Source organism: Glutamicibacter sp. PAEs-4, assembly GCF_051161755.1.
Taxonomy (GTDB): Bacteria; Actinomycetota; Actinomycetes; order Actinomycetales; family Micrococcaceae; genus Glutamicibacter; species Glutamicibacter nicotianae.
This window is the reverse complement of record NZ_CP195017.1, coordinates 3,340,011-3,359,281: the sequence shown is the minus strand read 5'-3', so window position 1 is coordinate 3,359,281 and position 19,271 is coordinate 3,340,011. Positions and strand designations below refer to the sequence as shown.

Sequence of the window (19,271 nt, the reverse complement as noted above, 5' to 3'; positions counted from 1 at the left end):
TGCTCCTGTGGGGTTATGGGTGGTGTGGCGGTTCTAGTGACTGAAAAAATTTGTCACTCAAAATTCACAGCGGGCGACCGGTGCTAGCCGGTCCCAGTGCCGGGCAGGTCTTCATCTTGGCCAAGGCCCAGCACGCGCCGCACTTCGGGGGTCAAATGCACCTTGTGAGCTGCGTCGTCCGATGTTCGCTGCGGGCAATGATCGTTGACATGATCAAAGTTCGCCACGTTGGCTACGCTCTCAGGGATCGTGATTGACCGCAGCCCGTGCGGAGACACCCACGTCTTGGAGCCATCAGGGCAGGCGAAGACCTTCCACCCTAGGGCGTGCTTGAACATCTGATGCTGCTTGCACAAGAGATGGGTGTTTTGCCGGGTCGTGTGGCCGCCTTGCCCAAACGCTTCAATGTGGTCTATTTCTGATCGGTCGGCTGGGCGTCGGCAACCCGGGAAACCGCAATGCTGGTCGCGGTGACGCAGGAAATCGCGCAACCCCTGCGAAGGCCGGTATTTCTTGGGTTCCACGTCAATTGCAGCGCCCGTCCATGGGTCGGTCAGCACGCGCTGGAATGATGGAGCGTCTGCCGCGAGTTCCAACGCTATCCCGATTGGGATGGGTCCGTAGCCTTCCAGATCGGCAAGGGCGCGAGTGGGATTCGCGAGCATTTCCACGGCCGGTATCGTGATGGATACCCGTGGCTTCAGCTGCATGCCCTCCATTCCGGGCCATCCATTCAGATATACGTCTGCAAGGGCGTCGGCCTCAAGCTGGGTTTTGGTGCGCGGATCTTTGGGATCAGTGCTCTGGGCGGCCACCTGCATGATCGAATTGCGGATTGAGTGGATGACATCAGCGCGGTGATGCAACTGCAAGGTGGCCATGCCATCCTCGTCATTCCAGACCTTGACGTTGCGGGCGGCCATTGCGTTCTTCTGCCGGTTCTCGGCAGAGTCGGGGTTCAGCCGGTCATGAAGGCGGCGGGCGCGCTGGTAGACGGTCTCGTCGCTGGCGGTCCTTGCCAGAGGCAGAAGGGTTTGTTCCATGAGCGAGACTTGCCCAGGGCCGAGGTCTTGGGAGTACTTGACGATGTCGTGGGCGGCCTTGGCAGTGATCTCGCCGGCGGCCAGCGCGAGGAGCGTGGCTTTGCAGACATGGCGCAATCCTTTGGCGTGGAACATCCGCTTGCTGACTTTGCGCGGGCTTTCCCTCAACGCGACAGCCGCCTCGGCGATGAGGTTGGAGTTGATGGTCTGTTCGCTTCCACGGTCCACGCCGTAGTATGCGGCGCTCTTTCGGGCTTCAGCTTCTTCCTCTGCCGTGTGGGTATTTTCCGTGGCTATGAAATCGCTGAATGATTCGCTGACCTGTTCGACCGAATCCGCCAGCAAGACGCAGATGACAGCTTCGACGCTGCTCAGGAGGCGCTGGATCTTCTGCAAGCGTTCCATTGCGTCGCCGGGGCCGTTGACCGGGCCGGCATCATAGAGCTCATTGGCAATTTTCTTGAGGGGACCGAAGAACATCTGGTGCTCGCGCTGAGCATCGAACGGGGAGGTCTTGTGCGACTCTGTGCGGGTGCCCGGTGGTCGCAGTGGCAGGCGGTGTTCACCGTCGTTATCTTCTAAATATGCGGGAGTAGTCATGATTTACTTTCCCGCGGTACATCGACTATGTGTTCTGGTTATTTTCGAATTGTGGATAACATCTCGAAAGTTTCTGCGACAAGCTATCCATGGGGATTCTGGTGAAAAATCCCCAGTACCGGGAATGGGGCAGTGGCTGTGGTTTTATCTGCTTGCTTGAGCCAGAGGGCGTGGCGGGCGAGTCAAAGCCGCGCGGAGGCCAAGGATTCCCATGGCAGCCAGCAAGGCCAAGGCGAGGATGCTGGCGATGTACAGGGGCTCTTCCAGATCAGCAGCGGCGCCGGCGTTCCAATCGGCAAAGGTATCGCCCACGGAGTTCATGTTGGCGAAGGATGCGAAGAAATAGGCCGGTGCGCCGAGAGCAACGATCAGGCTCCATGTCCCAATAGCGGCCCAAGCGGGCAGCTTGCGACCGGACGCGATGACGGAAACGAGCCAGGAGATGGCGAGGGCAATTCCGATTGCTGCGAAGACCCAACCTCCGAGCGAATCGTAATCCTGGTCCATGGCGGCCATCTGCACGATGGTCTCATCCAGGGGGATTCTACTGGCTGCGACCACTGCCCAATTGTTCATGAGCAGTGCGCCGTAAACCGCGTAGGCCACGATGATGGCGGCACCGGAGGTGGCTAGAAGCTTGCGCATGCCGGTAGCCTAACACCGTGCAAGCGAAATACTTGGCATCACTAGCAGCTCGTGCGTCGGATGCCGGTATTGCATTGCAGAAGACCGTGAAGCAGAGGCCCCGAATCGGTAAAGTGCATTATGTGCCGATCGGGAAAGCGCAGCGATCGCGCAAGCGACATCACCAAACGCTGCCATGCAGCGCCAATCGTCTATAAGGGGACTAGTAATGATCTTCACCAAGAAGGGCGACGCCGCTGTCCTGGCCAAGCTCAGCGCGGCTCCAGCACCTTATCGCGAGATTGCCGAGCGGCTTCATGCCATCATCGTGCAAAGCGCGCCCTCGCTGGAGCCGATCGTCCGCTGGGGCCTTCCGTTTTATGTCCGGGACGGCAAGGACGTCTGCTACATCAAGCCTGACAAGGACTTCGTTGCCTTCGGCTTTGGCGAAGTGGTGAATCCCGCCTACGAGGACGGCGCGCACATGCATCCGGTTGCCTGGACCATCACCTCGCTGGATGCCGCAACGGAGGACAAGATCCGCGAGCTGGTGAAGAAGGCGGCTGGCTGATTGCGGCAGCGCAAAGGCCCGAAGCCGCCCTCAAGCGCAAGGAAGGCCTCGGCAGGAATATTCCTGCCGAGGCCTTCGCTTGCTTAGCTGCGCTAAGACTTACTTGACTGGGTCGAGCACGAAGTCGTAGGTGACCTGCTTGCCGTTGCCGGATTCGGCTGGCTGCACGTCGAGCATCAGTTCCGGCTTCACCGCGGTGGCGATGTCATCATCGTTGTGCGCGTCGCCCGGGAAGTACAGCTGGGCGGTGAGCAACTCGTGGCCCGGTGCCGAAACCTTCAGGTGCAGGTGGGCTGGGCGCCAAGCGTGCCAACCGGCAGCGGCGATCAGCTGGCCGCAGGCACCGTCGGTCGGAATCTGGTACGGAGCCGGCTGCATGGTGTTGATCTGGAAGTTGCCCTCCTCGTCAGCGATGAAGGTGCCGCGCAGGTTCCACTCCGGGATGCCCGGTGCGAACTGCGAGTAGAAGCCCTCTTCGTCGGCGTGCCACAGCTCGATCTTGGCGTTCTTCAGCGCCGAGCCATCGGTGGAGCGGACCTGGCCCTGGAAGAGCAGGTTGGTGCCCTTCTCGTCCTCGCGCATCGAGATGGTGGCCGGGGAGTTCTGGGTCGGAGCATCAGGCACGTAGTACGGGCCCTCGATCGAGCCCTTGTTGCCTTCGCGGTGGTCGGTAGCGACCTCTTCCACCGAGTGCTCCAGCCATACGTCCAGGAACAATGGCCATTCGCCGTCGTCGCCAACCTTGATCAGCCAGGCCTTCAGCGCGTTGAATTCGTCGTAGGTGACGCGTTCCTCGAGCACGATGTCGTTCGCGGCCTTGATCAGCTTGCTGGCCAGCAAGTTCACGCGCTCGGTGGAGGTTTCGATGCTGCCGAGCTTGCCGGAATTGCGGAAGCTGTCGGTGGCGGCGTTGCCGGACTTGGCTGCAGTTGCCTGATCTGGAGTTTCGGTGGTCATGGTGACTCCCCTAAATTGTGTGGTGTGACGTATGCGGGCCCATGGTGTGACCCCCATCATCTGCGGTGATTGATATTCAATGTAGTGCAGTGTCTATGCCCAGTGAAATACTTATTTGACGGTGATTGAGAGTTCTTGGATATCAATGCATGTGGGCTGGCGCACGGAGAGAACCCGCTGGCTGGAAACCTTCCTAGGCCAGCGAATTCGGGTGCTTGGCCAGCGCGGTGACCTTGATCTTCATGTACGGGTACATCGGGAAGCCGCTGAGGATTTCGTGCAACTCGTCATTGGACTCGACGTTGTACAGCGAGTGGTTCGCGTACTCGCCGACTACGCGCCAGATGCCCTGCATCTTTCCGCTGCGCTGCAGGCTCGCGGAGTACTCCTTCTCGCGGGCCTGGAAATCGGCGACCTGTTCGGCGGTGAGGTGGTCCGGGAATGCAACGTCCATACGGGCGAGGAACAACATGGGGAATTCCTTTAGTTCGAGGTGGAAAGTGCGTGGTCCTGGCGGTAGCGCGCCAGCTTGTATTCGTCGATGGCGGCGCCCACGCCGGGCACGCTGCGCACCGAAATGCGGCCGTCGATGATCTGCAGCGGCTCGGCGAGCAGGTCATCTGACATGTCCAGGAAGTTCGACAGCTCGCCGGCGCGGCGGCTGGTGGCCTCGAAGGCCGCGCCGAAGGTGACGGTGGCCAGCGAGCCGACCTGGGTGTCGATCTGGTTGCCCATGGTGACATCCACGCCCAGTCCGGTGCACAGGCCGAGGATCTCGGTGGCTTCGGTGAAGCCCGAGCGGGCGGTCTTGATGCAGATCGCGTTGGCGCCGCCGGAGAGCAGCTCGCGCGAGGCGTCGCCCGCGGTGGGCGCGGACTCGTCGGCGACGACCGGGATCGGGGAGTGCTCGACCAGCCGGCGGCGGCTCATCGCCTCCTTGGCGTCGCACGGCTCCTCGAGCAGGCTCAGGCCCAGGCCCTCGGTCTGGCGCAGCACCTCCATGGCCTCGTTCGCAGTCCAGCCGCGGTTGGCGTCCAGGTAGATTTCCACGTCCTGGCCCAGGCCTTCGCGCAGCACCCGGCAGGCCTCGATGTCCAGGGCGAGCGGGCGGCGGCCGACCTTGAGCTTGAAGGTGGTGATGCCGTACTGCTCGCCGAAGCGCAGCGCCTCGTCGAGCAGCTCCTGGGCCGGCTTGAAGCCGAGCATGTGGCTCACCCGCATCGAGTCGGTGAAGCCGCCGAGCAGCTTGTGCACCGGGGTGCCCAGCGCCTGGCCGATGGCATCCCAGACGGCGATATCCAGTGCCCCCTTGGCGACCTGGTTGTGGATGGTCCGATCCAGCACCTGGCGGATCTTCGCGCGGTCCATGATGTCCAGGCCGATCAGCTGCGGGGCAAAAATATCCTGCACGATCGCGACGATGGACTTCTGCGTCTCGCCGTAGGTGTACGGGCGCGGCGGGGCGTCGGCGGTGCCGATCACGCCTTCGTCGGTGTGCACGCGGACAAGCACATGGTCGGCGGTGTGCACCTCTCCGCTGGCAAAGCGCAGCGGGTGGTTGTAGGGGATGGCATAGGGGATTGTTTCAATCCGCTGGATTCGCATCGGGGTCCAGCCTTTCTAGGGGGTTGAGCAATGTGCAAAGTTCCAGGAAGTTGCGCACCAGCGCGGACTCGTTGCCGGCTTTCCAAGCGATGGCAAGGTCGACGGACGGTGCGTTGCGCAGCGGCCGGAAAGTGATCCGGGAGCTGTGCGGCAGGTAATGGGTGGTGGGCAGCAGCCCGATGCCCAAGCCTGCTGCGACGAAGGTGAGCAGCGTGGAAGTCTCGCTGGCCACCTGGGCGATCTGCGGGGCGAAGCCCACGCGGCGGCAGGAATCCATGATGATGTTGTTCACCGCGGAGGACGGCGGATAGCAGATGAACTTCTCGCCAGCCAGCTGCTCCAGGTCCAGTTCTTCGTGGGCGCTCAGCGGGTGGTCCATCGGCAGGGCCACGGCCAGATGGTCGCGGTCCAGCAGCATGTAGTCGACCTCGGTGCCGCGCACCGGCGGGCGCAGGATCGCCAGGTCCAGGCGCCCCTCGACGAGCCCTTCGACCATCTGCGGGGTGAGCATTTCGCCCTGGACATTCAATTGGAGGCCGGGCATCTGCTCCGAGCTGGCCTCGATGAGCTTGGGCATGATGCGCGAGGTGGCGCTGCCGGTGGAGCCCAGGCGCAGTACGCCCAGCGCGCCTTCGCCCACCGTGCGCACATCGCGGGAAAGCTGGTCGAGCTCTGCGAGCAGGATGCGCCCGCGGCTCAGCAGCAGCTCGCCGGCGTTGGTCGATTCCACCTTGCGGGTGGTGCGGATCAGCAACTGGGTATTCAACGTCTCCTCAAGCTGCTTGATCTGCTGGGAGAGCGGGGGCTGCGCGATATGCAGGCGCGCCGCCGCGCGGCCGAAATGGCGTTCTTCGGCGACAGCGACAAAGTAGCGAAGTAGTCTCGTGTCCATGGTGCTCCGATCGTCGGACCGCGCGTCGAATGCGCAGAAGACGCTTGCAGGCAACTCTAACGCGGCGATCCAAGAGGGTGAAATACTTATTCTGGGTCGATTGAGAGTCTACAAGTATGAATGGATTTGCCGTACTGGCAGGGAGGGATATGGAAGCGATGTCTTATGGTCCTGCCGGCATCGCGCCGCGGACAGCAACATGGGTAAAGCGGAACGGGGGCACCGGTGTTCTTGTCGCGGTCGGCGCCAGGTGCACGCCTAGGGGCGCTTGGTCGTCGACCGGTAGCCGAGACTAGGTTGGCGTTGAAGTCGACGAGTTCGCCGAGTTCGACGATGGCACCCGGGTATCGATCCGCTGGGACCGGGGATGCGCTATCAGCCTCAACGGAGCCGGACAGCTCAGCGAGCAAGAGCTGCTCGGGCATCTAGAGGGCGCTTTGTTGCCCAACGAGGGCGAATTGAAGACCTGGGCGAACGCCGTTCCTGGCACGAGTATGCGCTCCTGCTGGCGGAGCAGGGTATCAATGCAACTGCAGGGACTGAAAAACCTGCCGTACCTCACCGAGCTGTCCTGCGATCTCAGGGCGCAGGTTCAGGCTTGAAAGTGCAGGTCGCGCCGGTGCTTGGCAGCGGGAAAGGGTGCGGCTAGGGTGTGAATGTGACGCTGGGCACAGGTTTTGTGCCCGCGAAGATTCCGACGAGGCGATCCATGAAGGGGTACGCAGATGAAGGCTTATGCCCAGGGCGAGAGCGAGCCGCAGCTGATCGAAGAGACGATCGGAGCCAACTTCGAACGCACGGCGGCCCGCTTCGGCCCGGCAGAGGCACTGGTCGAAGCTTCCACGGGGCGGCGTTGGAGCTGGAGCGAGCTGGACGCTCAGATCAACCGCCTGGCCAAGGGCCTGCTGGCCGCCGGCCTGCAGGCGGGGGACCGGGTGGGCATCTGGGCGCCGAACTGCGCCGAATGGGTTTTCGCGCAGTACGCCACCGCGAAAATCGGCGTCATCCTGGTCAATGTCAATCCTGCCTACCGCACCCATGAGTACGCCTACGCGGTCAACCATTCGGGGGTGCGCCTGCTGCTGGCGGTCTCCGAATTCAAGACCAGCAACTACCGTGCGATGGTGGACGCGACGCGCGCCGACACCCCTGAACTTGAACGCGTTATCTACGTGGACACCGCGGACTTCGAGCAACTGCTGGCCGAAGGCGAGCGCATCAGCGACGAGGAACTGTCCCGGTGCCTGGCTGCCACCAAGCCGGAGGACCCGATCAACATCCAGTACACCTCGGGCACCACCGGCTACCCGAAGGGCGCGGTGCTCAGCCACCGCAACATCCTGAACAACGGCTACCAGGTGACCGGAATGATCGACCTGGACGAGCACGACCGGCTGTGCATCCCGGTCCCGTTCTACCACTGCTTCGGCATGGTCATGGGCAACCTGGGCTGCACCAGCCGGGGCACCACGATCGTCATTCCGGCCCCGGGCTTCGATGCCGAAACTACGTTGCGGGTGGTGGCCGAGGAAAAGTGCACCGGGTTGTACGGGGTGCCGACGATGTTCATCGCGATGCAGAACCATCCCAGCTTCAAGGACCACGACCTCTCCTCGCTGCGCACCGGCATCATGGCCGGGTCCATCTGCCCCATCAAGGTGATGCGCCGCTGCATCGACGAGATGGGCATGGACGGGGTGTCCATCGCCTACGGCATGACCGAGACCAGCCCGGTATCCTGCCAGACCCGCAGCGATGACGATCTCGAGCGCCGCACCTCCACCATCGGCCGGGTGCACCCGCATGTGGAGATCAAGGTGGTGGATCCGGCCAGCGGCGAAACCCTGGAACGCGGGGAAACCGGCGAATACTGCACCCGCGGCTATTCGGTGATGCTCGGCTACTGGAACGACGAGCAGAAGACCCGCGCGGCCATCGACGAGGAGGGATGGATGCACACCGGGGACCTGGCGGTGATGCGCGAGGACGGCTACTGCACCATCGTCGGGCGCATCAAGGACATGGTGATCCGCGGCGGGGAGAACATCTACCCGGCGGAAATCGAGGAATTCCTCTACAAGCACCCGGATATCGAGGATGTGCAGGTGATCGGGGTGCCCGATCAGAAGTACGGCGAGGCGATCTGTGCCTGCATCCGCATGAAGGCAGGACGCGAGCCGCTGGATGCGGCGGCGATCCGCGAGTATTGCACCGGGCATCTGGCGCATTACAAGATCCCCGCCTATGTGCAGGTGCTGCAGGATTTCCCGACCACCGTCACCGGGAAGATCCGCAAGAACCAGTTGCGCGAGGACGCGACGAAACGGCTTGAACTGTAGCCGCCCGCCGCCAGCCAGGTCAGCGAGCCACAGCGATGCTTTGGGTGGAGGTGAGGTTCAGCATAAATACTGTGCCCGGGAATTTCCTGCATGCTAGTTTTCCAAGTGGCTTCCTTGGGCTAACCTCGGGGTCGACAAGGAATTCTTGACGTAAATGGGGTGCGTGCGTGCAGAAACATTTCAGCCGTTTGGTGGGCATCGGTGTGATCATGATCGTGGTTCTCGCGGCCTCGCTGCTGGTGTGGGCGCTGAGCATCGCCGAACGCCCGGTGGGCATGTGGAACCCGATCGAGGTCCACATCGGAAGGCTCTGGACAACCTTCTACAGCTCCGAACTGCCCGATTTGTCGATCCTGGTTTTCTCCGTTGCCGCCGCGGTGATCCTGGTGCTGCTGGTGGTCCTGGGCGAGCGTCTGGTCACTTGGCGTTATCGCCGGACGCCGATCGAGAAATCGAGCCGGCCGCTGGCGCCCAAGGCGGTGATGGCCCGCACCCGAGGCGTCTACGCAGGACCGGTCACCGTGACCGTGCTGATTCCGGCGCACAATGAAGAAGCTTCCCTGCCATACACCCTGAAAGCCCTGGAGGAGCAGAGCTTTGCTCCATCGCGCATCATCGTGGTGGCCGACAACTGCACCGACCGGACCGTGCAGGTCGCCGGCGAGCACGGGGTCGAGGTGTTCGAATCGGTGGAGAACAAGCACAAGAAAGGCGGGGCGCTGAACCAGGCGCTGCATGCCATCCTGCCCGGGATGGGCGATAACGACTGCGTCATGGTGATGGATGCGGACAGCCAGATCGGCGCGGACTTCCTGGCAACCGCACGGGACCGCTTCACCTGGGACCGCGCGCTGATGTCGGTGGGCGGGCTGTTCCACGGCGAAGAAGGCCACGGGCTGATCGGCCAATTCCAGCGCAACGAATACACCCGCTACCAACGCGAAATCTCGCGCCGCGACGGCCGGGTCTTCGTGCTCACCGGCACGGCCTCGGTATTCCGCGCCTCGGCCCTGCGCGAGGTGGCGGCTGCGCGCGGCAGCGTGCTTCCGGGAACCCCCGGCGAGGTCTATGATACGGCGGCCTTGACCGAAGACAATGAGCTGACCATCGCGCTGAAAACCCTCGGCGCGCTGACCACGTCGCCGCAGGACTGCACGGTGGTCACCGAGCTGATGCCCAACTGGAAGATGCTGTGGGCGCAGCGGCTGCGCTGGCAGCGTGGCGCCTTGGAGAACCTGGGCGCGTACGGAGTCACCGCGCAGACCTCCCGGTACTGGGCGCAGCAGATCGGCATCGGCTATGGCGTGATCGCGCTGTTCAGCTATTTCGCGCTGATGATCATCATGCTGATCTCCATGGACACCTGGGTGTGGTTCCCGTTCTGGATGCTGCTGGGCGCGCTCTTTGCTGTCGAACGCGTGGTCACGGTCTGGCACGGCGGCTGGAGAGCAAGGATCGTCGCCGCGCTGGTGATTCCCGAGCTGGTCTACGACGCCTTCCTTGATCTCGCATTCCTCAAAGGCGTCGGGGATATCGCCTTTGCCCGCAGCGCGGATTGGAAGCATGTCGACCACGCAGGTGCCGCACGGAAGGAAAACATCTCATGATGAATCTCATCGTCCAGATCCCGCGAGGAATCATTCTCCCCGAAAGCGTGCTGCTCAGCGATTGGTTCGCCGTGCTCGCCTCGTTCGTCGCGATCAACACCGTGCTCTATCTGGTCCTGGGCTTGGCCAAGCTGCTGCCGGTGATCCGGATCCGCAGCGCACGGGGACGCGAACGCCGCTCAGAAACCAGGAATATCGATCCCGAGGCGTCCGTGTAGCTCATGCATCGCCACGGGCAGGTCCGCCAGCTCGATGCCGGGGCTGAAATAGAAGCCTTGCGCATAGTCGAAGTCCAGCCTGCGGGCGAGCTGAAGATGCTCGGCGGTTTCGACCCCCTCGACCAGCGTCTTGGCGTTGATCTCGCGGGCGGCCGCCAGCAGGATGTCCACATGCTCGCGGGCCTCGGCCGATGCCAGGTAGTGGATGAACAGCGAACGGTCCAGCTTCACGATGTGCGGCAACAGGCGCAGGATGCGCTCTCTTGTGGCGTAGCCGATGCCTGCATCGTCAACCAGCAACAGGCAGCCGAGCTCATCGGCATTGGTCCGAACTGCATCGCAAACTTCCGGTGCGGACAGCTCGTGCAGTTCCAGCCCCCAGTCCAGCCGGGGATCAAGTTCCGGGGCCGCGCGCGCGAAGGCCTTGATTGCAGGGCCTGAGGCATTCATGGTGAGCAGCAGCCCATCGGGCAGTCCCTGGGCGGCGTGGACAATGCCCTCCAGGGCGCGCAGCTCCAGCGCCAGCAGATTGCCTTCGGCCCGGGCTTCGGCGAAGTGCTCATCTGGCCGGCGTCCGTCGCTGAATCGTGCCAGCGCCTCGAAGCCCAGCAACGCGTCGGAGCGCAGGTTGATCAGGGGCTGGAATGCGAACTTCATGGTCCACCTAGGCTGGTGATGCGGATTGGCAAGATGATGCTGGTTAGGCTGTTGGGTACGAAGGTGATATTACCCTGAAGCTGGCCAGGGATACGCGGTACTGATGAATTCACAAGGAAGCGGGAGCAGCATGCCCAGGACAAGGAACCGGCGGGCCAACGATGACGGAATCTGGTGGAGCCGGCTGCTGCCAGCCAGGCTCCGCAGGATCGAGCGACTGGAAGTTGCTGTCACCGGGATGGTGGCGGCATTCCTGCTGGTGTTCTATCTGGTCAACCTGGGCAATGATTTCAGTTCTCCGCTCATCCAGAAGCTGGCGGTGGCAAGGGTTGCCGGGACCTTGGCCATGGTGATCACCGTGTGGATGCTGCTTGACCGTTTTCCACTGTGGATTGCCTATCTCGGGGCCCTGGCCGAGTTGTCGGCCTTTGTCGCCTTCGTGGGGTTCTCGGTCAACCATGAGCAGATCGTCTTCAGGCTCCAGGAATTTCCGCTCATCGCGCTCTATATGTCCTGGCTCTTTCCGCCGGCGGTCACCCGGTGGACCATCTATCCTGTCATGGCTTTCACGATTCCCTACTCGGTGTTCTTCGGCCCTGCCGTAGGCACCGAGCACCAAAGCGGTCCGTTGAACGTGCTGAGCCTGGTCTTCTTCACAGTCATTGGGATGTTCGTCGGCCACTACGTCAAGCGCCGATTCCGCCAGCAAACCCAGGTTGATGCGCTGACCGGCGCCTTGAACCGCGTCGGGCTGTCGGCGCGTGGAGATGCCGCCTTGCTCGCGTCGCGGAAGTACCGCAAGCCGCTGGCTGTGGCGTTGCTGGACATGGACGGATTCAAGGAGATCAACGACCAGGGCGGCCATGATGCCGGGGACCGCGCACTGAAGGAGCTGGTGCGGCATCTGCGCAGCTCGATCCGTGCCGGAGACCTGGTCTGCCGATTGGGCGGAGACGAATTCGTGCTGGTGTTCCCCAATACGACGATGGGCCAGGCGCAGCTCTTGATGGAGCGCATTGAAGGCTCATCCAAGCTGGCCTGGAGCTTCGGAACGGCACAGGCCCGAGCCGACGACAACCTGAGCACCATGATCCTGCGCGCGGACCGGGACATGTACGCCTCCAAGCGCCAGCGTGCTGCCGAACGCGGCAAGTCCGCAGGGGAAAGCTGAGTCCAGGCCCTAGCCGAGCTTGCCGCCTAACCGGTCCTGCATTTTCTGGCTGGCCTCGTTCAGGCCCTGGATTTCCACACTCTTCCCGTAGTGCTCGTATTTGGTGCGGATCGAGTCCAATGCGGCGACGGTCGAGGCATCCCAGAGGTGCGAATCTGACATGTCGATGATGACCTTCTCGGGGTCCTGCGCGTAGTCGAACTGCATGTACAGGTCGTTGGAGGAAGCGAAGAACAGCTCGCCGTTGACCTTGTACACGGCCGAATCTTCGGTAGTGCTGCGGTCCACGGTGACCATATGCGCCACGCGATTGGCGAAGAGCACCATGGCCGCAAGGATGCCCGCGCCCACGCCGATGGCGAGGTTGCTGGTGATCACGGTGAGCGCCACGGTGATGGCCATGACGAAGGTTTCGCTCTTGGGCATCATCTTCAGCGTGCTCGGGCGGATTGAATGCCAGTCGAAGGTGGTGGCCGAAACCACGATCATCACCGCGACCAGCGCGGCCATCGGAATCCGGGCGACGATGTCGCCGAGCAGCACCGCCAGCAGCAGCATGAAGATGCCGGCGAAGGCGGTGGAGATGCGGGTGCGCCCGCCGGAGACCTTCACTCCCACCATGGTCTGGCCGATCATCGCGCAGCCGCAGATCCCGCCGAAGAACCCGGTGACGATGTTCGCGGTGCCCTGCGCCCAGGACTCGCGGGTCTTGCTCGACGGGGTGTCGGTGATGTCATCGACCAGCTTGGCGGTCAGCAGGGATTCGAGCAGGCCGACGAAAGCCACCGCGATCGCATAGGGCGCGATGATCTGCAGCGTCTCCAGGTTCAGCGGCACGCCGGGCAGGTGGAAGACCGGCAGCGAGTCGGGCAGTTCCCCCTTGTCACCCACGGTCGGAACGGTGACCTTCGCGAAGATGGTGATCGCGGTGAGCACCACGATGGCGATCAGCGGCGCCGGGACCGCCTTGGTGATCTTCGGGAAGTAGCAGACGATGGCGACGCCGAGGATCACCAGCGGGTAGACCATCCACGGGACATTGCGCAGCTCGGGCATCTGCGCCCAGAAAATCGAGATGGCCAGGCCATTGACGAAACCGATCATCACCTGGCGCGGAATGAAGCGCAGCAGCTTGGCCACGCCCAGCACAGCCAGCGTGACCTGGATGATGCCGGCCAGCACCACCGCCGCGAAGAGGTATTCCACTCCGTGGGTGCGCACCAGCGGGGCGACCACCAGTGCCACCGCGCCGGCGGCGGCGGAAATCATCGCCGGGCGCCCGCCGGTGATCGCGATGACCACCGACATGGTGAAGGAGGCGAAGATGCCTACGCGCGGGTCCACCCCGGCGATCACGGTGAACGCGATGACTTCGGGGATCAGTGCCAGGGAAACGACCAGGCCGGCGAGCAGTTCGGTTTTCAGCAGCCGCGGGGACTTGAGGGTGCGCAGCACCGACTGCCGTTGCAGGGGCGTCAATTCAGCGGTCGCGGTACTCACCGGGGCTCCGTTTCGTCAGGTGTCCCAGGGAAGCAAAGTGGGATCTTGTCTACGTTATCGCAGCGGAGGTTGCCTGCGCCCGCAGATGCCGGAGATTTGCGCTACACGAGGCGAGCAGGACGCTTAAATTCGAATTCCCGGCCGAAGACTTCGGCCGGGAATTCTCGATCATCACTCGCACCTTCATGAGGTACTTACCAATATAGGAGGCGAAGCTATGCCGGTGCTGAGCGTCCACTGCAGATTTGGAGAAGACTGTGCCGCCGGTTGCCGGAAATAATTTCAGCGGCCCGCGTGCAGTTCGGGGTTTCGAGAATTGCTGGAAACAGGGAAATGATTTTGGATACAGAAACTGGCACTGTCGCAAGACCGACAGTGCCAGTTTCCGCGTCATCACTCGCACCTTCATGAGGTACTTAAAACTGTAGAACGGCATTCTGTGGATGCAATAAGCATGCACTGCGCGTAGGCCATGCATCCTGATTCCATTGCACCAGCGCTTTAGACCAGCGACGAATGGGATTCGGTGTTCGGCAGGTCCGTGAAGGCTGAAGCGACGCCGGAGTAGGCAATGCGCCCGCCACGGGTATTGACTCCCTTGGCCAAGGCCGGATTCGATGCCAAGGCCTGCTCGACGCCCTGGTTCGCCAGCTGCAGCAGGTACGGCAGGGTGGCGTTGGTCAGCGCCTTGGTGGAAGTCTGCGGCACGCCGCCCGGCATGTTGGCTACGCAGTAGTGCCGGATGCCGTCCACTTCGAAGATCGGATCTTGGTAGGTGGTTGCGTGCGAAGTTTCGAAGGCTCCGCCTTGGTCGATGGCCACATCCACCAGCAGCGACCCGGGCTTGAGCAAGCCCAGCTGTTCGCGGGTGACTACCTTGGGCGCAGCACGACCCGGAACCAGCACGGCGCCGATGACGACGTCGGCCTGAGCCAACTCGTTTTCCAGGGTCAGCGGGTCATTCATCAGTACCCGTGCCCGGTTGCCGAGCAGGTCGCCAAGCTGGCGGATACGCAACGGTGACATTTCCAGGATGGTGACTTCTGCCTGCATGCCCAAGGCCAGTTGTGCGGCTTGGGTTCCGACCACACCTCCGCCGATGACCAAGACACGGCTCGGAGCTACGCCTGGCGAACCGCCAAGAAGCTTGCCCGGTCCTCCTTCGGGACCGGTCAGATAGGTGGCTGCCGCATGCGCCGCCAAGCGGCCTGCGATTTCGCTCATCGGCGTCAACAGCGGCAAGCCAGTGTGGTCCTGAACGGTTTCGTAGGCGATGGATAGTGTGCCGGCATCCAGCAACGCTTCGGTCAATGGGCGGTCTGCCGCCAAATGCAGGTAGGTGAACAGAGTCAGGTCCTCGCGCAGGAAGTGGTATTCGCTGGCAATTGGTTCCTTGACCTTGACCAAGAGTTCCGCGCTGGCCCAAGTATCGGCTTGGGTGGCAAGCAGGGCCCCGGCCGCGGCGTACTGATCATCGCTGAAGCCGGCGTTGTCGCCTGCGCCAAATTCGACGTGAACTGCATGTCCCTTGGCGGTTAGCGCTGCAACACCGGCAGGTGTGATGGCAACGCGTTGCTCGGCAGGCTTGATTTCCTTGACAACTGAGATGTGCATTATTGGACTCTCTTCTTTGTAACTGTAGATGTAGTTGTAGTGGTGTGGGCTCCAAAGCCCGGTTAGCCGGCGGTGGTTCGGCGGGCAATATTGTAGAAGCGCACGGACTGGTATTCCTCTAGGCCTTCGCTGGCTCCTTCACGGCCCAGGCCGGACTGCTTGACTCCGCCAAATGGCGCGGCCGCGTTGGAGGGCACGCCTTGATTGATGCCAACGATGCCGGTTTGCAGTTGGTCGGCGACATTCATCGCGCGGTCCAGGTCCTGGGTGAAGACATAGCCAGCGAGCCCGAACTCCGTGTCGTTGGCCCAGCCCAAGACCTGTTGCTCGGTATCGAAGCGCCGGATCGCAGCAATCGGGCCGAAGATCTCTTCCCCGGCGACGCGTGCGGATGGCCCGACATGGTCCAGCACCGTGGGAGCATAGAAGTGGCCGATGCTGTCGTAGCCGTGGCCGCCCGTGAGCAGCTGGGCGCCCCGCTCCAGGGCATCGTTGGTGAAGTCCTGCATCTGCGAAACGGCTCGGCCATCGATCAACGAACCGATTCCGGATGCATCGCTGAGCCCGGCACCGACCTTTACTTGGGCAAATCGGCGGGCGAGCTCGGCAGCGAACTCGTCAGCAATGCCGGACTGGACGTAGATGCGGTTGGCGCCAATGCAGGATTGGCCGCCGTTGCGCAGCTTGGCTGCGATAGTTCCCTCGATGGCGCGTTCGAAATCTGCGTCGTCGAAGACCAGCAGCGGGGCGTTGCCGCCCAGCTCCATGGAGCTGCGCAGCACATTCTTCGAAGCAAGCTCAAGCAACCTTCGGCCTACCGGGGTGGAGCCGGTGAACGAAACTTTGCGCACGCGCTGATCGGAAAGCACCTCTCTGCTGAAACCCGTGGCATCCGAGGTGGAAACCACCTGGATCAGCTGCTCGGGCACCCCTGCTCGGATGGCCAGTTGAACGGCAAAGTATGTGGTCAGCGGGGTGGCTGTGGCTGGCTTGATGACCACCGGGCACCCCGCGGCCAGGGCCGGCGCGATCTTGCGCGTAGCCATGGCCAGTGGGAAGTTCCACGGGGTGATCAGCACTGCTAGCCCTACTGGGGCGCGTCGGGTGAGGATATCCGCGCCTCCATCGGGGGCTGGTTGGAATTGGCCTGCCGGGCGGACCGCCTCCTCTGCGTACCAGCGCACGAAGTCGGTTCCGTACTTTACCTCGCCCCGCGCTTCAGCCAGCGTTTTGCCCATCTCCCGGGAGATCAGCATGGCGATCTGCTCTCCGTGCTCGATGAGCAGTTCATACCAGTTGTGCAATGCCTGGGCGCGGTGCCGGGGGCTTTGGCGGGCCCAGTCGGCACCGGCCGCATCGGCCCGGCCGACCGCTGCCAGAGCATCTGCGGGTGAAGAATCCGGGACGCGGGCGATCAGTTCACCGGTGGCCGGATCGTGGACCGCGATGCCCTGCGCTGGAGAATCCAGCGTGGCGATGGCTGCATCGGCATTCGCCATGTAGCGGGGATCAGCGGCGGCCAGCTGCGCGTCTTGCTGCGTTGCAGTGTTCACTTGCCGCTCCTTGCATTGATGGCTTCGCCGATGGCGCTGATGAACATGGACAGCTCCTCGTCGGTGACGATGAATGGCGGGCTGATCTGGATGGTGTTCCCGCGCAGCGGGCGTCCGATGAAGCCCAGCTCCACCAGGTCGTCGCACACCCGCTCGGCGGTCAGCGATTCGTGAAGCGTAACGCCTCCCAGCAAGCCGGCGCTGCGCACCTCGGTGATGGCCTCCGTGCGCGCAGCCAACGCGTCCAGTTCGCGGCGGAGCACCGATTCGAGCTGGGCCACGCGTGGAACCAGCTGCTCGCGTTCCAGGATCTCCAGGTGCTTCAGGGCGACCGAGCTCGCCGTTGCATGCCCGGCATAGGTGGCGCCGTGGCGGAAGACCGGGGTGTCGGGCGAGTCGACGTAGAACGGCTCCCACAGGCGCGGAGCGACCATTACTCCGCCCAGCGGGGCGTAGCCGCTGGTCACGCCCTTGGCGAAGGTGATCATGTCCGGTTCGAGGCCGTAGTATTCGGCGGCGAACATCGTGCCCATGCGCCCGAAACCGGTGATGACCTCATCGAGGATCAGCAGGATATCGTTGTCCCGGCAGATTCGCGCGATGGCTTCGAGATACCCGGGGGCTGGGGGATTGACTCCACCGGTTCCCTGCACGGCCTCAGTGACCAGCGCGGCAATATTCTCTGCTCCGAGGCGGTTGACCTGCGCTTCGACCTGGGCTGGGTCGTTGAAAGAGACGCGGGCGGTTTCCGGAACCAGGGAGTCGGTGCCGTAGCCCTCGCGGTTGAATTCCAACCCGGCGATCGAGGTGCCGTAGGCGTGCAGGCCGTGGTAGGCGTGTTCGCGCGAGAGGATAATCTTCTTCGAATTCCGTCCCTCGCGCTGCCAGTGGCGGCGGGCGAGCTTGCATGCCACATCGATGGCATCCGAACCGCCCGAGTTCAGGATGATCTTGGCGCGGTCGATGGGGCTGAGTTCTGCCAGCTTCTCGCCCAGGGCCAGCGCCTTGTCATTCGAATAGCGAGCGAAGATGTGATAGGTCTCCAACTGCAGCATCTGTTCGTAGGCCGCTTGGGCCAGCTCGGCATTTCCATGGCCTACGTTCGCATGCCACAGGCCGGCAGTACCGTCGAAGAGCTTGCGTCCATCCTGGGTGTAGAGCCACGACCCTTCGCCGCGTTCGACAACCAACTGGCGCCCGCTAACCGTGGGCAGATGGGCTTGTGCTGGCCAGAGCGATGGCGCTTCCAGGATGCTCGCGCTGGCCGTCGAGTCCGGCAGCGTCAGATTATTCAGTGTCATTCGGATTCGTTCCATTCCGGTCGTGGATGATTGGGTTGATACCAATCTAGAAATCGAAACCGGTTATGAAAAGCGAAAGATTTCGACAGATTCCTGTCAGTTTTACTTACATGTTGTGGGGCATGTGAAGTTCTGCTTCCAGCGCCCGTTGCACGGCATTCAGCGCCAGATTGTGCTCCGATCCCTTGCGGGTGATGAACAGGATGGTGCGGCTCTGGTCGGCCGGAAGCCAGTTGCTGGGCTGCAGCTGGCTGCTTGTCTCCTGGATGAGCATGTCCGGAAGGAAAGCTGCTGCCAGGCCACGCTCAACCAGACGCAAGTGGAAGAGCACGTCCGAGGAAACATGCTGGACACGGGGTTCGAATCCGCGTTCCCGGCAAACTCGAAGTGCCCATTGTGCAGCAGCGGACTCTGCCGGTTCCATGACCCATGGCAGGGTGGCTGCGGCCTCGGCGTCGGGAATCTGAAGTCCGGTTGGAAGGTAACCGCGGATAGGATCCTGGCCGATGATGGTGGTGTGCAGGCCGTTGGCGCTGCCCGAGGAAGTGCCTGGGAAGGAGTCGGTGACGATCGCGTCGACCTGGCGCGATGCCAGGCGGATAATCGCATCCTCCGGCTCATAGCGCTGGATGCGCACTTCAAGGCCGGGGTGCGTCTCGGCGATGGAAGCCAGTGCGGCTGGAATGGCTGCCCGGCTGATACTGGCGAAAGCTGCCACCGTGACCGCGCCTTGTGCCCGTTGGTGGGAGCTGGCCAAATCGGCTTCGGCCTTTTCCATCGCGGCAAGGACCGCTTCCGTATTGCCCACCAATTCCAAACCTGCCTTGGTCAGCTGCACGTTGCGCCCTGCGCGTTCCAGCAGCTTGACCCCAGTCTCACGTTCGAGCTGGCCCAGCTGCTGGGAAATTGCCGAGTGGCTGTATGACAGGCTGCGAGCCGCGGCGCTCATGCTCCCGCGCAAGCTGACCTCGCGCAGCAGCCGAAGACGATTCAGATCAAGCATGCATTTTCCTCCGAGT

The 19,271-nt window shown here is 62.7% G+C and carries 17 protein-coding genes; 5 read left to right on the top strand and 12 right to left on the bottom strand.

Features of this window, described 5'->3' with window-relative positions; translation table 11 throughout:
- Positions 1–83: 83 nt before the first annotated feature.
- Together ACR9WD_RS15830 and ACR9WD_RS15825 are read right to left on the bottom strand one after the other, a co-directional pair.
- Entirely contained in the window at positions 84–1,439 is a 1,356-nt protein-coding gene (locus ACR9WD_RS15830; protein ID WP_434922407.1) for a DUF222 domain-containing protein, read from the bottom strand.
- 348 nt (positions 1,440–1,787) lie between these two features.
- Entirely contained in the window at positions 1,788–2,288 is a 501-nt protein-coding gene (locus ACR9WD_RS15825; RefSeq protein WP_434922406.1) for a hypothetical protein, read from the bottom strand.
- Between the two features lie 208 nt (positions 2,289–2,496).
- On the opposite strand from ACR9WD_RS15825, the gene ACR9WD_RS15820 reads away from it, so the two are divergent.
- Positions 2,497–2,838 (top strand): DUF1801 domain-containing protein, encoded by a 342-nt coding sequence (locus ACR9WD_RS15820; protein ID WP_233125338.1) that lies wholly within the window; start codon positions 2,497–2,499, stop codon positions 2,836–2,838.
- A 99-nt stretch (positions 2,839–2,937) separates the two neighbouring features.
- Here ACR9WD_RS15820 and catA read toward each other — a convergent pair whose 3' ends face one another.
- From catA to ACR9WD_RS15800, 4 genes are all read right to left on the bottom strand, one after another.
- A complete protein-coding gene (catA, locus tag ACR9WD_RS15815; protein ID WP_254589240.1) occupies positions 2,938–3,795 on the bottom strand; it encodes a catechol 1,2-dioxygenase in 858 nt (285 codons plus the stop codon).
- Positions 3,796–3,988: 193 nt separating this feature from the next.
- Positions 3,989–4,267 (bottom strand): muconolactone Delta-isomerase, encoded by a 279-nt coding sequence (gene catC / locus ACR9WD_RS15810; RefSeq protein WP_038992889.1) that lies wholly within the window; start codon positions 4,265–4,267, stop codon positions 3,989–3,991.
- An 11-nt stretch (positions 4,268–4,278) separates the two neighbouring features.
- Positions 4,279–5,400, bottom strand: coding sequence for an enolase C-terminal domain-like protein (locus tag ACR9WD_RS15805; protein ID WP_434922405.1), 1,122 nt, complete (start codon positions 5,398–5,400; stop codon positions 4,279–4,281).
- Positions 5,381–6,292: a LysR substrate-binding domain-containing protein gene (locus tag ACR9WD_RS15800; protein ID WP_434922404.1), complete on the bottom strand. Its 912-nt coding sequence runs from the start codon at positions 6,290–6,292 to the stop codon at positions 5,381–5,383. Before ACR9WD_RS15800 ends, ACR9WD_RS15805 begins: the two co-directional genes overlap by 20 nt.
- 725 nt (positions 6,293–7,017) lie before the next feature.
- On the opposite strand from ACR9WD_RS15800, the gene ACR9WD_RS15795 reads away from it, so the two are divergent.
- The 3 genes from ACR9WD_RS15795 to ACR9WD_RS15785 all read left to right on the top strand — a co-directional run bounded on the left by ACR9WD_RS15795 (position 7,018) and on the right by ACR9WD_RS15785 (position 10,456).
- Positions 7,018–8,631 (top strand): AMP-binding protein, encoded by a 1,614-nt coding sequence (locus ACR9WD_RS15795; protein ID WP_434922403.1) that lies wholly within the window; start codon positions 7,018–7,020, stop codon positions 8,629–8,631.
- A gap of 167 nt (positions 8,632–8,798) precedes the next feature.
- The gene (locus ACR9WD_RS15790) at positions 8,799–10,238 is read left to right on the top strand and encodes a glycosyltransferase family 2 protein (protein WP_233125337.1); all 1,440 of its coding nucleotides are present in this window, start codon (positions 8,799–8,801) and stop codon (positions 10,236–10,238) included.
- Entirely contained in the window at positions 10,235–10,456 is a 222-nt protein-coding gene (locus tag ACR9WD_RS15785; protein WP_223308829.1) for a hypothetical protein, read from the top strand. Before ACR9WD_RS15790 ends, ACR9WD_RS15785 begins: the two co-directional genes overlap by 4 nt.
- On the opposite strand, the gene ACR9WD_RS15780 is transcribed toward ACR9WD_RS15785, so the two are convergent.
- On the bottom strand, positions 10,418–11,113 hold the full coding sequence (locus ACR9WD_RS15780) for an EAL domain-containing protein (protein WP_149597557.1): 696 nt from the start codon (positions 11,111–11,113) through the stop codon (positions 10,418–10,420). The genes ACR9WD_RS15785 and ACR9WD_RS15780 overlap by 39 nt on opposite strands.
- A gap of 130 nt (positions 11,114–11,243) precedes the next feature.
- On the opposite strand from ACR9WD_RS15780, the gene ACR9WD_RS15775 reads away from it, so the two are divergent.
- On the top strand, positions 11,244–12,284 hold the full coding sequence (locus tag ACR9WD_RS15775; RefSeq protein WP_190264225.1) for a GGDEF domain-containing protein: 1,041 nt from the start codon (positions 11,244–11,246) through the stop codon (positions 12,282–12,284).
- Between the two features lie 9 nt (positions 12,285–12,293).
- Here the strand turns inward: ACR9WD_RS15775 and ACR9WD_RS15770 are convergent, their stop codons facing one another.
- The 5 genes from ACR9WD_RS15770 to ACR9WD_RS15750 all read right to left on the bottom strand — a co-directional run bounded on the left by ACR9WD_RS15770 (position 12,294) and on the right by ACR9WD_RS15750 (position 19,255).
- The gene (locus tag ACR9WD_RS15770) at positions 12,294–13,784 is read right to left on the bottom strand and encodes a SulP family inorganic anion transporter (RefSeq protein WP_434922402.1); all 1,491 of its coding nucleotides are present in this window, start codon (positions 13,782–13,784) and stop codon (positions 12,294–12,296) included.
- Between the two features lie 501 nt (positions 13,785–14,285).
- Entirely contained in the window at positions 14,286–15,398 is a 1,113-nt protein-coding gene (gene ald, locus ACR9WD_RS15765) for an alanine dehydrogenase (RefSeq protein ID WP_038992894.1), read from the bottom strand.
- Between the two features lie 62 nt (positions 15,399–15,460).
- A complete protein-coding gene (locus tag ACR9WD_RS15760; protein ID WP_198934359.1) occupies positions 15,461–16,951 on the bottom strand; it encodes an NAD-dependent succinate-semialdehyde dehydrogenase in 1,491 nt (496 codons plus the stop codon).
- Positions 16,948–18,252 (bottom strand): aspartate aminotransferase family protein, encoded by a 1,305-nt coding sequence (locus tag ACR9WD_RS15755; protein WP_073707102.1) that lies wholly within the window; start codon positions 18,250–18,252, stop codon positions 16,948–16,950. The genes ACR9WD_RS15760 and ACR9WD_RS15755 overlap by 4 nt, the downstream gene beginning before the upstream one ends.
- 106 nt (positions 18,253–18,358) lie before the next feature.
- Positions 18,359–19,255: a LysR family transcriptional regulator gene (locus ACR9WD_RS15750; RefSeq protein ID WP_073707101.1), complete on the bottom strand. Its 897-nt coding sequence runs from the start codon at positions 19,253–19,255 to the stop codon at positions 18,359–18,361.
- Between the last annotated feature and the right edge of the window lie 16 nt (positions 19,256–19,271).

Excerpts from the sequence above, each read along its gene's own strand:
- ACR9WD_RS15825 (WP_434922406.1), bottom strand. The coding sequence starts at position 2,288 with ATGCGCAAGCTTCTAGCCACCTCCGGTGCCGCCATCATCGTGGCCTAC.
- ACR9WD_RS15780 (WP_149597557.1), bottom strand. The coding sequence starts at position 11,113 with ATGAAGTTCGCATTCCAGCCCCTGATCAACCTGCGCTCCGACGCGTTG.
- ACR9WD_RS15775 (WP_190264225.1), top strand. The coding sequence starts at position 11,244 with ATGCCCAGGACAAGGAACCGGCGGGCCAACGATGACGGAATCTGGTGG.
- catA (WP_254589240.1), bottom strand. The coding sequence starts at position 3,795 with ATGACCACCGAAACTCCAGATCAGGCAACTGCAGCCAAGTCCGGCAAC.
- ACR9WD_RS15800 (WP_434922404.1), bottom strand. The coding sequence starts at position 6,292 with ATGGACACGAGACTACTTCGCTACTTTGTCGCTGTCGCCGAAGAACGC.
- ACR9WD_RS15755 (WP_073707102.1), bottom strand. The coding sequence starts at position 18,252 with ATGACACTGAATAATCTGACGCTGCCGGACTCGACGGCCAGCGCGAGC.
- ACR9WD_RS15805 (WP_434922405.1), bottom strand. The coding sequence starts at position 5,400 with ATGCGAATCCAGCGGATTGAAACAATCCCCTATGCCATCCCCTACAAC.
- ACR9WD_RS15785 (WP_223308829.1), top strand. The coding sequence starts at position 10,235 with ATGATGAATCTCATCGTCCAGATCCCGCGAGGAATCATTCTCCCCGAA.
- catC (WP_038992889.1), bottom strand. The coding sequence starts at position 4,267 with ATGTTGTTCCTCGCCCGTATGGACGTTGCATTCCCGGACCACCTCACC.
- ACR9WD_RS15750 (WP_073707101.1), bottom strand. The coding sequence starts at position 19,255 with ATGCTTGATCTGAATCGTCTTCGGCTGCTGCGCGAGGTCAGCTTGCGC.
- ACR9WD_RS15795 (WP_434922403.1), top strand. The coding sequence starts at position 7,018 with ATGAAGGCTTATGCCCAGGGCGAGAGCGAGCCGCAGCTGATCGAAGAG.
- ald (WP_038992894.1), bottom strand. The coding sequence starts at position 15,398 with ATGCACATCTCAGTTGTCAAGGAAATCAAGCCTGCCGAGCAACGCGTT.
- ACR9WD_RS15820 (WP_233125338.1), top strand. The coding sequence starts at position 2,497 with ATGATCTTCACCAAGAAGGGCGACGCCGCTGTCCTGGCCAAGCTCAGC.